11 protein-coding genes are annotated in these 11,601 nt (G+C 66.6%); 8 read left to right on the forward strand and 3 right to left on the reverse strand.

The window, feature by feature from the left end:
- Positions 1-20: 20 nt before the first annotated feature.
- Positions 21-965, reverse strand: coding sequence for an AraC family transcriptional regulator (locus ACOYR4_RS16445; RefSeq protein WP_209820636.1), 945 nt, complete (start codon positions 963-965; stop codon positions 21-23).
- A 96-nt stretch (positions 966-1,061) separates the two neighbouring features.
- Here ACOYR4_RS16445 and ACOYR4_RS16450 point away from each other — a divergent pair, with 96 nt between their 5' ends.
- The 5 genes from ACOYR4_RS16450 (at position 1,062) to ACOYR4_RS16470 (ending at position 6,219) form a co-directional block, all read left to right on the forward strand.
- Positions 1,062-1,823, forward strand: coding sequence for an SDR family oxidoreductase (locus ACOYR4_RS16450; protein ID WP_422847332.1), 762 nt, complete (start codon positions 1,062-1,064; stop codon positions 1,821-1,823).
- A gap of 170 nt (positions 1,824-1,993) precedes the next feature.
- Positions 1,994-2,260 carry a metal/formaldehyde-sensitive transcriptional repressor gene (locus ACOYR4_RS16455; protein ID WP_015015062.1) on the forward strand — a complete coding sequence of 89 codons (267 nt, stop codon included), beginning with the start codon at positions 1,994-1,996 and terminating at the stop codon, positions 2,258-2,260.
- A 42-nt stretch (positions 2,261-2,302) separates the two neighbouring features.
- Positions 2,303-3,418, forward strand: coding sequence for an S-(hydroxymethyl)glutathione dehydrogenase/class III alcohol dehydrogenase (locus ACOYR4_RS16460; RefSeq protein ID WP_015015063.1), 1,116 nt, complete (start codon positions 2,303-2,305; stop codon positions 3,416-3,418).
- Positions 3,419-3,591: 173 nt separating this feature from the next.
- Complete coding sequence (gene fghA / locus ACOYR4_RS16465; protein WP_422847333.1) at positions 3,592-4,464, forward strand: S-formylglutathione hydrolase; 873 nt, start codon at positions 3,592-3,594, stop codon at positions 4,462-4,464.
- A 36-nt stretch (positions 4,465-4,500) separates the two neighbouring features.
- Positions 4,501-6,219, forward strand: a complete 1,719-nt coding sequence (locus ACOYR4_RS16470) for a phosphoethanolamine transferase (RefSeq protein ID WP_422847334.1) — start codon at positions 4,501-4,503, stop codon at positions 6,217-6,219.
- 52 nt (positions 6,220-6,271) lie between these two features.
- Here ACOYR4_RS16470 and ACOYR4_RS16475 read toward each other — a convergent pair whose 3' ends face one another.
- Positions 6,272-7,321, reverse strand: a complete 1,050-nt coding sequence (locus ACOYR4_RS16475) for an NAD(P)H-quinone oxidoreductase (protein ID WP_422847335.1) — start codon at positions 7,319-7,321, stop codon at positions 6,272-6,274.
- 136 nt (positions 7,322-7,457) lie between these two features.
- Here ACOYR4_RS16475 and ACOYR4_RS16480 point away from each other — a divergent pair, with 136 nt between their 5' ends.
- The gene (locus ACOYR4_RS16480) at positions 7,458-8,327 is read left to right on the forward strand and encodes a LysR family transcriptional regulator (RefSeq protein WP_209820640.1); all 870 of its coding nucleotides are present in this window, start codon (positions 7,458-7,460) and stop codon (positions 8,325-8,327) included.
- Between the two features lie 114 nt (positions 8,328-8,441).
- Positions 8,442-8,729 (forward strand): GNAT family N-acetyltransferase, encoded by a 288-nt coding sequence (locus tag ACOYR4_RS16485; protein ID WP_422847336.1) that lies wholly within the window; start codon positions 8,442-8,444, stop codon positions 8,727-8,729.
- Positions 8,730-8,828: 99 nt separating this feature from the next.
- On the opposite strand, the gene ACOYR4_RS16490 is transcribed toward ACOYR4_RS16485, so the two are convergent.
- Positions 8,829-10,082, reverse strand: a complete 1,254-nt coding sequence (locus ACOYR4_RS16490) for a PA0069 family radical SAM protein (RefSeq protein WP_422847337.1) — start codon at positions 10,080-10,082, stop codon at positions 8,829-8,831.
- A gap of 204 nt (positions 10,083-10,286) precedes the next feature.
- Here ACOYR4_RS16490 and ACOYR4_RS16495 point away from each other — a divergent pair, with 204 nt between their 5' ends.
- Positions 10,287-11,489 (forward strand): ammonium transporter, encoded by a 1,203-nt coding sequence (locus tag ACOYR4_RS16495; RefSeq protein WP_422847338.1) that lies wholly within the window; start codon positions 10,287-10,289, stop codon positions 11,487-11,489.
- Positions 11,490-11,601 lie beyond the last annotated feature (112 nt).

Here is an 11,601-nt window from a genome sequence, read left to right on the forward strand (position 1 = left end):
CTGCGGGCTTTTTGGTTGCCTCACGCATGCGCTTCAGCGACCGCCGCGGAGTGGTGGGCATGATCCCGAACCTGCGCCCGAGCGTAGCGCCCAGGTGGCATGCCCACGTGGCGGGTGAACGCCACGCCAAAGGTGTTGACCGAGCTGTAGCCCGTGCGCTCGGCAATCTCTGCCATGCCGCAATCGTCGCGCCGAAGCAGGTCTTTCGCCAACGCCATGCGCCAGGTCAGCAGGTATTCCATGGGCGCCACACCCAGCACGCGGCTGAAGCGTTCAAAGAAGGCGGAGCGTGACAACGCAGCCTCCCTGGCCAGCTGCGCAACCGTCCAGGGCTGCGCAGGGCTGGCGTGCATGCTCCGCAATGCCGCCGCCAGCCGCTCGTCCGCCAGCCCGCGCGCAAGGCCCGCCGAGGCCGCCGTCCCGGCCGTCGAGCGCAGCGCCTCCACCAGCAGCACTTCGAGCAGGCGGGCGAGCACCACATCGCGGGCGGGGCGGTTTGCCCGGCATTCCTCAGCCACCAGCTGCACCAGGGTTTCCAAGCGGCTGTCTCCGCGCACGTGCACCAGCTGGGGCAGCAGCGTCACCAGCAGGTCCGCGTCGGGTGCGCCAAACACGCAGTAGCCGACCAGGTACCGCACCTCTGGCGCCGCCGTGGTGCTGCCCAGGCGGAATTCACCGTCCGGCAAGACCACCGGCACCGCCTCTGGCTGGTCCTGCCCTGGGGGCGGCAGGCTGGACATGGAGAAGCCTTGGGTGGAAGGGATGAGGACGAAATCCCCTGCTTGCAGCACCACGGGCTCATGCCCTTGCGCTTCCAGCTGGCATGCACCGTCAAGGACGGCGCAGTAGAACGTACGCCCGGGCTCGCTGCGGCGCACACGCCATAGCCCTGCCGCGGTGACGACCTTGGAGAAAGGCGCGCCCGGCTGCAGCAGGGCCACCACATCGGCGAAGGGGTCGGACATCTGGACTTTCAGAACATATTTTGCGACTTTTTAGTGTATCCAGTCCTGCCTCGCCGGCCTATCGTTGGGGCACCTCAACCACTGATTGGAATCCCCATGAAAACAGTCCTCATCACCGGCTGCTCCTCCGGTTTCGGCCTCGAAACCGCCCGCCATTTCCTGGACCAAGGCTGGAACGTGGTCGCTACGATGCGCACGCCGCAGCCACAACTGCTTCCGACCAGCGAGCGCCTGCGCATCGTGGCGCTGGACGTGACCCATGAGGACAGCATCCGCGACGCTGTCGCTGCGGCCGGCCCACTCGACGTGCTGGTCAACAACGCCGGGATCGGGCTGCTGAATGCGCTGGAGGGCACATCGATGGCGACCGTGCGGGATGTGTTCGAGACCAACACGCTCGGCACCATCGCGATGACACAGGCGGTGCTGCCGCAGCTCCGGCAGCGGCGCTCCGGGGTGATCGTGAATGTGACGTCGAGCGTGACGCTGGAGCCGTTGCCGCTGCTGTCTGTGTACAGGGCGAGCAAGGCGGCAGTCAACGCGTTCACCGAATCGCTGGCGCTGGAGTTGGAGTCCTTCAACGTGCAGGTACGCCTTGTCCTCCCGGGGCGCGCACCGCAAACCCGCTTTGGGGAAAACGCCCGCCCACGGATGGGCTCGGTTCCCGAGAGTTACGACGCCGTGGCCCAGCGTGTCTTCGCGGGGTGGGCGCAATCCAATGCGCTGGTCACCCATGCTGCCGACGTGGCCCAGGCGGTGTGGCGCGCCGCCACCGATCCGACCTGCCCGATCCGGCTGCCTGCGGGCGCCGACGCGGAAGCCCAGGCTGCGGTACTTCACGGCAGCAGCGCGGCGTAAACCCCGGGGGCGAGGGGCAAAGGCGAACGCCAGCACATACTACCCCCTAGTAAAAGCATCTTTTGCACTCGTAGCGCTTATCTATCAAGCGCTTCAGATTTATACTACCGCCTAGTATCTCGTTCCATACGCCCCTCCCGCCACCCCTGGCCGTGACGGGCGCCGCCCCCATGCCCCATTCCGCCGAAGACAAGCAACGCGCCATCACCCGCCTGCGCCGCATCCGTGGCCAGGCGGAAGCGCTGGAGCGCGCCGTCGAGGCGGGCAGCGACTGTGCGCCCATCCTGCAGCAGCTGGCGGCGATGCGCGGGGCCGTGCACGGGTTGATGACCGACCTGCTGGACAGCCATGTGCGCGAAACGCTGATGGCCCAGCCCTCCGCCGCACCGCAGGCGCTGGACGAGACACTCACGCTGCTTCGCTCGTACCTGAAGTAGCCTTTGCCCCTCTTCACCACCGCCCACCCAAGGAGCCACCCCATGAAATCCCGCGCCGCCGTTGCCTTCAAAGCCGGAGAACCCCTGCAGATCGTCGAGATCGACGTGGCCCCGCCCAAGAAGGGCGAGGTACTCATCAAGATCACTGACACCGGCGTGTGCCACACCGACGCCTTCACCCTGAGCGGTGACGACCCCGAGGGCCTGTTCCCCGTCGTGCTGGGCCATGAAGGTGCGGGCATCGTGGTGGAAGTGGGTGAGGGCGTGACCAGCGTGAAGCCCGGCGACCATGTGATCCCGCTCTACACCGCCGAATGCGGCGAATGCTTGTTCTGCAAGAGCGGCAAGACCAACCTGTGCGTGAGCGTGCGCGCCACGCAGGGCAAGGGCGTGATGCCCGATGGCACCACGCGCTTCAGCTACAACGGCCAGCCCATCTACCACTACATGGGCTGCAGCACCTTCAGCGAATACACCGTGGTGGCCGAGGTGTCGCTCGCCAAGGTCAACCCCAACGCCAACCCCGAGCAGGTCTGCCTGCTGGGCTGCGGCGTGACCACGGGCCTGGGCGCCGTCAAGAACACCGCCAAGGTGCAAGAGGGTGACACGGTGGCCGTGTTCGGCCTGGGCGGCATCGGCCTGGCCGTGATCCAGGGCGCCAAGCTGGCCAAGGCCGGGCGCATCATCGCCATCGACACCAACCCCAGCAAGTTCGACCTGGCCCGCACCTTTGGCGCCACCGACTGCGTGAATCCCAAGGACTTCGACAAGCCGATCCAGCAGGTCATCGTGGAGATGACGACCTGGGGCGTGGACCACAGCTTTGAATGCATCGGCAACGTCAACGTGATGCGCGCTGCGCTCGAATGCGCGCATCGCGGCTGGGGCCAGTCGGTCATCATCGGCGTGGCAGGCGCAGGCCAGGAGATCAGCACCCGCCCCTTCCAGCTCGTCACCGGCCGCAAATGGCTGGGCACAGCGTTTGGCGGCGTCAAGGGCCGCAGCGAGTTGCCCGGCATGGTCGAAGACGCGATGGCGGGCAAGATCCAGCTCGCGCCGTTTGTGACCCACACCATGGGCCTGAAGGACATCAACGAAGCCTTTGACCTGATGCACGAGGGCAAGTCGATCCGCTCGGTCGTCAAGTACGCCGCGTAACTCGGCCACTCGCCAGCGCCCACAGCCCCAGAAACAACGGGACAGTCTGGGTGCTGGCCCCGGCGGGCCATGAAAAACGGCCTGGAGCCGTCTTTTAGGGCACCTACAAGCGAAAATTGCCTCAAGCGCTACGAGCTATTGCCTGAGCAGCTATCAATTCAAGAGCAATCACCATGACCACTCCCCTGGACCTGCTCAGCAGCCACGCCTGCTTTGGCGGCGAGCAGCGCTTTTACCAGCACGCCTCCACCACCATCGGCTTGCCGATGAAGTTCTCGGTGTACCTGCCGCCCCAGGCACAACAGGGCCCTGTGCCCGCCGTGTTGTACCTGGCGGGGCTGACCTGCACCGAAGAGACCTTTGCGATCAAGGCTGGCGCCCAGCGCCTGGCCGCCGAACTGGGCCTGGCCCTGATCGCACCCGACACTAGCCCGCGCGGCGAAGCCGTGTCGGCCCTGCCCGGCGCCACGGCCAGCTGGGACTTTGGCGTGGGTGCGGGCTTTTACCTCGACGCCACACAGAGCCCCTGGAACACCCACTGGCGCATGGAGAGCTACCTGCTGCAAGAGCTGCTGCCCCTGGTGGGCCAGCACCTGCCCATCGACGCGCAGCGCCTGGGCATCTTCGGCCACAGCATGGGCGGCCACGGCGCGCTCACGCTGGCCCTGCGCCACCCTGGCCGGTTCAAGACGGTGTCGGCCTTTGCGCCCATCTGCGCGCCCACCCAGTGCCCCTGGGGCGAAAAGGCCTTCACCGGCTACCTGGGCCCCGACCGCACCACCTGGCTGGAGCACGACGCCACGGTGCTGATGCAGCACCAGCCCATCGCGCCCTACCCGGCCGGCATCCTCATCGACCAGGGGCTGGACGACAAATTCCTGGCCGACCAGCTGCATCCCCACCTGTTCGAGGCCGCGTGCGAGGCCATCGGCCAGCCGCTCACGCTGCGCCAGCACGCGGGGTACGACCATGGCTACTACTTTGTGCAGAGCTTTGTGGGCGACCATTTGGCCCACCATGCGCGGGGTCTTGGCACCGGACATTAATGCGCACTTAAGCAACTGGCAGCACACTAGCGGGCTATGCTTTTGTCCCTGCGGCGCCTGCTGCCCTTTGCCTCGGCTTCACGCTCGGAGCCCCCCACCGCCTCCCCTGCCCCCCGCCCCATGCACCCCGCCTGGGTGGTGGTGCTGGTCAGCACCTGGCTGGCCACGGCCTGCAACGTGCCGCTGTGGCAAGAAGTGGCCCAGCTGCCCGGCCAGGGCAGCCTGCGCGGCTGGGGCTTTGCACTGGCGTTTGCGCTCATTGTGGCGGCGGGCAACGCCGCGCTGCTGAGCCTGCTGGCCTGGCGCTGGACGCTCAAGCCCGCCGTGCTGGTGCTGGTGCTGATGGCCGCGTTTGGTGCGTACTTCATGCTGGCCTACGGCATCGCCATCGACGCCAGCATGCTGGTCAACGTGATGCAGACCGACGTAAAGGAGGCTGGCGACCTGCTCAACCTGCGCATGCTGGGCACGGTGCTCATCCTGGCGGCGCCGCCGCTGCTGTGGCTGTACCGCCGCCCCGTGCAGCGCCTCACGGCCCTGCGCCATGTGGCGCACAACGGGCTGCTGCTGGTGGGCTCCATCGCCGTCATCGTGGTGTGCCTGCTGCTGGTGTTCCAGGACTTTGCCTCGACCATGCGCAACCACACCAAGCTGCGCTACCTGATCAACCCGCTCAACAGCGTGTACGCGCTGGGCAATATTGCCACCAAGCCTTTGCGCATGGACACCAGCAAGATCCTGCCCCTGGGGCGTGACGCCCAGCTGGGCGCCAGCTACGCCGGCCAGGCCAAGCCTCCTCTGCTGGTGCTGGTGCTGGGCGAGACAGGCCGCAGCGGCAACTTTGGCCTGAACGGCTATGAGCGCGACACCACGCCCCGCCTGTCGGCCCGCAAGGACCTGGTGAGCGCACGCAATGCCTGGTCGTGCGGCACCAGCACCGCCGCGTCGGTGCCCTGCATGTATTCGCACCTGGGCCGCACGGGTTACGAGGGCCGCTCGGCCAACTACGAAAGCCTGATCGACGTGCTGCACCACGCCGGCCTGGCGGTGCTGTGGGTGGACAACCAGTCGGGCTGCAAGGGCGTGTGCGACCGCGTGGGTGAAACCAGCACCAGCCCCCAGAAAGACCCCGCGCTGTGCGTCGGCGGCGAGTGCCTTGACCGCGTGATGCTCAAGGATCTGGACGCCCAGATCGCCGCCCTGCCCGCCGAGCAGCGCCAGCGTGGCACCGTGGTGGTGATGCACCAGATGGGCAGCCACGGCCCCGCGTACTACAAGCGCTCCGCGCCCGAGAACAAGAAGTTTGGCCCCGAATGCACCTCCACTGCCTTGCAGGAATGCCAGCGCGAGCAGGTGGTCAACGCCTACGACAACAGCATCGTCGAGACCGACCATTTCCTCGATTCAGTGCTCCAGTGGCTGGGAGCGCAGGAACAACATGTCCAGACAGCTATGATTTACGTAGCAGACCATGGTGAGTCGCTGGGGGAGAACAACATCTACCTGCACGGCCTCCCCTACTCCATTGCGCCCGACGTGCAAAAACATGTGCCCTGGATCACCTGGCTGTCACCCGCCATGCAGGCCCGCACCCACCTCACCACGGGCTGCCTGCAGCAAGACTTGGGCGAGCGTCGCATCACGCACGACCACTACTTCCACTCGGTGCTGGGCCTGATGGATGTGAAGACCGAGGCGTACAACACCGAGCTGGACATGTTTGCTGCCTGCCGCAAGCCTGCGGCGGCGGGCTGAGGCGGGCAGAGGCAGGCCGAAAGCTGGGCGATGGGCGCTACGCCCTGCCCGCTCAGCGCGCCTCGGGTAGCAACAGGATCTTGCCGATGCTGGCGCCAGACTCCATGCGCCGATGGGCCTGTGCGGCATCGGCCAGTGCAAACGTGCTGTCGATTACCGGCCGGATCACCCCTGCGGCCAGGGCTGGCAGCCACTGCTGCGCAAACCGCTGGACCATGGCCTGCTTGACCTCGGGCGGGCGGGACTTCATCACGGTGCCAAAGATCTGCAGGTGGCGGTACAGCACCACGTCCATGGGCAGTTCCGCCCCCTGCGCGCCCCCCAGCAGCCCCACCGACACCAGGCGCCCGCCGTCGGCCAGCGACCGCACGTTGCGCTGCAGGTACGGAGCCCCGATGAAGTCGATCACCACATCCACGCCCCGGCCCTGCGTGGCCTGCGCCACCACCGCCTGGAAGTCTTCGCTGCGGTAGTCGATGCACACATCGGCCCCGCAGCCCAGCACAGCGCCGCGCTTGTCGCCTCCCGCCGTGGCAAACACGCGCGCACCCGCCGCATGGGCCAGCTGCACGGCGGCTGACCCGACGCCGCCCGCCGCCGCATGGATCAGCACCGACTCGCCCGCGTGCAGGCGCGCCAGGTGGAACAACGCCTCATGCGCCGTCACAAACACCTCGGCCACGGCGCCAGCGGCCACCAGGTCCATGCCCGCAGGCACCGGCATGGCCAGGCGGTGGTCGATGCGCGACAGCTGCGCGTAGGCGCCGCCGCCCACGATGCCCATCACGCGGTCGCCCACGGCAAAGCCTTGCACTTCGGCCCCCATGGCGACCACGGTGCCCGCAATCTCCAGCCCCATGGTGTCGGCATCGCCAAAGTAGGCACGGCCGTAGGCCCCCTTGCGATGCAACAGGTCGGCCCGGTTGACGCCGATGGAGGCGTTGCGCACCAGCAGGTCGTGCGGGCGCACCTCGGGGACGGGGATCTCGCGCGCCACCAGCACTTCGGGGCCGCCGAAGTCATCGAACACGACGGCCTGCATGGTGCGTGGGGTGGTTGCGGGCTGTTCGGTCACAGGCAGTGCGGTCGTGGGTGTGGACATGGGGTTGCTCCTCAGGCATGGCTTCCAATGCCTTCAAGGATAGGGCTGCAAGCGGTGTTTTAAACGCAGCAATTTCGCTCTACAGCGATGCAAATTTGCATCACACTCGGCTTTCATCCGCAACCTCGGCACGACCATGAACTGGGACGACACCCGCATCTTTCTCGCCCTGACGCGAGCGCCCTCCTTGCGCGCCGCCGCGCGCAGCCTGGGCGTGGACCAGGCCACCGTGGGGCGGCGGCTGAATGCGCTGGAGGCCGAGCTGGGCGCGAAGCTCTTTCTGCGCGCCAAGGACGGCTACCTGCTCACCGCTGCGGGCGAGACAGCGCTGGCCGCCGCCCGCCGCATGGAAAGCGCGGCCCTGGACCTGCGCACCCGCATCGAGGGTCAGGACACCAGCCCGGGCGGTCTGGTGCGCGTGACCAGCACCGACTCCATCGCCATCGACCTGCTGATGCCCGCCATCGAACGCCTGCAACAGCACTGGCCCCACATCCGCGTGGACCTGGAGGTGTCCACCCAGTTGCTTAGCCTCACCCGCCGACAGGTGGACATCGCGTTCCGCAACGTGCGGCCCGAGGCCCCTGACCTGGTGGTGCGCCGTGTGGTGTCGTGGCCTGTTGCCCTGTTTGCCAGTGCAGGCTACGTCGAGCGTTTTGGCATGCCCGTGCCCGAGGACGAACTGCGCGGCCACCACCTGGTGGCCTACGCGCCCTACCTGGAGCACAACGCGTTTCTCACCATGGCGGGTGTGCCCGCGCGCCAGGCCCGGATCGCGCTGGCGGTGCGCTCCAGTCTGCTGGTGCGCAAGGGCGTGGCGGCGGGCATTGGGCTGGGCGAGATGCCGGTGTGGATGGGCGAGCGCGAAGGCCTGGTGCGTATCTGGCCCGAGCGCCGCCGGGCGAACGACTACGAGGTCTGGCAGGTGATGCACCCCGACCTGCAACGCACCGCCCGGGTGCGCGCCACCGCAGAGTTTCTGTCCGAGGCGTTCCAGATCGGGTAGCACCCTCACCGATGGAGTCAGCCCTTCGCGTATTGGCCTGCGAGCGACGTCCAGTGCGGCTCCAGCATCCTGTGCCCCATACTCTGGCGCACATCTTTGCCACTGCAACGCACCATGTCACACACCATTCACCACCAGGAGCAGGACGCCAAAGGCGCGTTCTACATCGCGCACGACGGCCAGCGCCTGGCCGAAATGACCTACAGCCGCACCAACGCCACGATGATCATCGTGGACCACACCGAGGTGGACCCGTCGCTCAGCGGCCAGGGTGTGGGGCGCGCGCTGCTGGGGGCGCTGGTGGAGTGGGCACGGACCACGGGCACCAAGGTGGTCCCTTTGTGCCCGTTTGCCAAGGCACAGTTCGGCAAGGACGCGTCTATCCGCGACGTGCTGGCCTGACGGGCCCGTGGACGATGCGGCCCGCCGGACCTAGTTCCGCAGGGACCAGCAAACAATTCGAGCGCCCCAACCCGCGCCCGTCGAGATCGCAAAGAGCCGCTAAAACAAGCTCCCCTGCCCGCGCAACAGCCCAGGCCTGAACTGGCCCAGGTCCAGGCCCTCACGCTCGCGGTTGAGCCCCAGGCGGCGGCAGGTGTTGGCAAAGCGCTGGCGCAGCAAATCGGCCCACAGCCCGCTGCCCTTCATGCGCGTGGCGAAGTCGCTGTCATAGGTCTTGCCGGCGGCGCGCTGCGCATCGGTGAGGTGGTGCAGGTCTTGCACCCGCGCCATGACGCGCGCCGCGCGCTGCGGGTAGTGCACCGTGAGCCACTCGCGAAACAGCGCATCCAGCTCCCAGGGCAGGCGCAGCACGGTGTAGAAGGCGGTGCGCGCACCGGCGTCGCGCGCGGCCTCCAGCACCTGCTCCATGTCTTCGGTGATGAAGGGAATCTGCGGCGCCACACTCACGCCCACCGGCACTCCCGCCTCGGCCAAGGCACGTATGGTGCGCAGCCGCCGGTGGGGCGCGGCAGCACGGGGCTCCATGCGGCGGGCCAGTGTGGCGTCTAGCGTGGTGATGGTGACGTACACCGCCGCCAGGCGCTGTGCGGCCAACGGTGCTAGCAGGTCCAGGTCGCGCTCCACGCCGCTGGATTTGGTGATCAGCGAAAACGGGTGGCGCGCCTCGCGCATCACTTCGATCACGCTGCGCGTGAGCTTCAGGTCGCGCTCCACAGGCTGGTAGCAGTCGGTGGCCGAGCCGATATTGAGCAGACGCGGCACATAGCGCGGCTGTGCAAGCTCCTGGCGCAACACCTGCGCAATGTTGTGCTTGGCCACGATCTGCGTCTCAAAGTCGAGCCCGGGGGAGAAATTGAGGTAGCTATGCGTGGGCCGCGCGTAGCAGTAGATGCAGCCATGCTCGCAGCCCCGGTAGGGATTGACCGATAGCTCAAAGAAGATGTCGGGCGAGTCGTTGGCGCACAGGGCACTGCGCGCGGTCTCGAAATGCACGCGGGTGGCGGGCGAAGGACGGATGTCGCCCTCCCCGTCTTCGCACGCAGCAAGCCCGCCCGGCACCCCGATGTCCCATTCATCACCGCCCTCCCGGCATCCGTGGCCCGGAGCCAAGCCCTCCGCATTGCCAAGAGCCCGAACAGGGCTCCACCCATCATCTGCGCGCTCGCGCTGGTCTTTGGCAAACCGATGCGCCATGGCCGTCGCCGCCCCTCGGCCGCGAATGGCTTGTAGCGGAACGCGGATTTCCTGCGGTTCTTCGGGCAGGTCATCTTCGGGAGTAGGTAGGAGGCCCATAGCGAGCAGGGGTGGATTTGGCGCCAGAAAACTGTTTATTTATACAGTATTTTGACCACCCATTTTTTCCTAACGCGATCAAGCCCCAAATCAGTGCAAATCCTTGCACCAACTCTTGGCGCGCTTCTTGCTTCAAGTTGGTGCAAATCTGTGGCGCATCACGAAAACGCACCAGACTCGATCAATCACTATCGCGAGGACGTTATGGAAGCACTCAAACAGGGCACAGATGCCTTGTTCATCTTGCTGGGGGCGATCATGGTGTTGGCCATGCACGCCGGGTTTGCGTTTCTGGAGCTGGGAACGGTTCGCAAAAAGAACCAGGTGAATGCGCTGGTCAAGATCCTGGTGGACTTTTCGGTATCCACGGTGGTCTATTTCGTCGTCGGTTACACCGTGGCCTACGGCACGCATTTTTTTGTTGGCGCAGAGTCGCTGGTGCAGCTCAGCGGGTATGCGCTGGTCAAGTTCTTCTTCCTGCTCACGTTCGCAGCCGCCATTCCGGCCATCGTGTCGGGCGGCATCGCAGAGCGCGCCAAGTTCTGGCCGCAACTGATGGCAACGGCGGTCATCGTGGGCTTTTTCTATCCGTTTTTTGAGGGCATCGCCTGGAACCAGCATTTTGGTGTGCAGGGCTGGATCAAGGCCGTGACGGGGGAGGAGTTTCACGACTTTGCGGGCTCGGTGGTGGTGCACGCCATGGGCGGCTGGATTGCCCTGCCAGCGGTGATCCTGCTAGGCTCCCGCGCCAACCGCTACCGCAAGGATGGCGCAATCTCGGCCCACCCGCCATCGAACATTCCGTTCCTGGCGCTGGGCGCCTGGATCTTGGTGGTGGGGTGGTTCGGCTTCAATGTGATGAGCGCGCAGTCCGTGGACAAGCTCTCGGGCCTGGTCGCCGTGAACTCGCTGATGGCCATGGTGGGCGGCACGCTCGCCGCCCTGGTGCTGGGCAAGAACGACCCGGGCTTTGTGCACAACGGCCCGCTGGCCGGTCTGGTGGCCGTGTGTGCGGGCTCAGACCTCATGCACCCGCTGGGTGCGCTGGTGGTGGGCGCGGTGGCCGGGGCCATCTTTGTGCTGATGTTCACCCTGACCCAGAACAAATGGAAGATCGACGACGTGCTGGGCGTATGGCCGCTGCACGGGCTGTGCGGCACCTGGGGCGGGCTGGCGGCAGGCCTCTTTGGCAGCAAGGCGTTGGGCGGTCTGGGCGGGGTCAGCCTGTCGGCCCAGCTCATCGGCACAGGCCTGGGCGTGGTGTGGGCCCTGATCGGCGGCGTGGTGGTGTACGGCATCCTCAAGCAGACGGTGGGCATCCGGCTGACGCAGGAAGAAGAGTTTGACGGCGCCGACCTGAGCATCCACAAGATCAGCGCCACGCCCGACCGCGAAGTGAGTTGGTAGCCCAGCCCACTGGCGACGGCCTGGGACCGGCGCGGGACCCGGTGCAGGGCCAGATGCGGGCCCAAGCCTTCGCCTTGGCGCGCTGTCTGACAGCGGATGGACCGGCGCGCAG

It is taken from the genome of Acidovorax sp. M14, from assembly GCF_049331375.1.
Classification (GTDB): domain Bacteria; phylum Pseudomonadota; class Gammaproteobacteria; order Burkholderiales; family Burkholderiaceae_C; genus Acidovorax.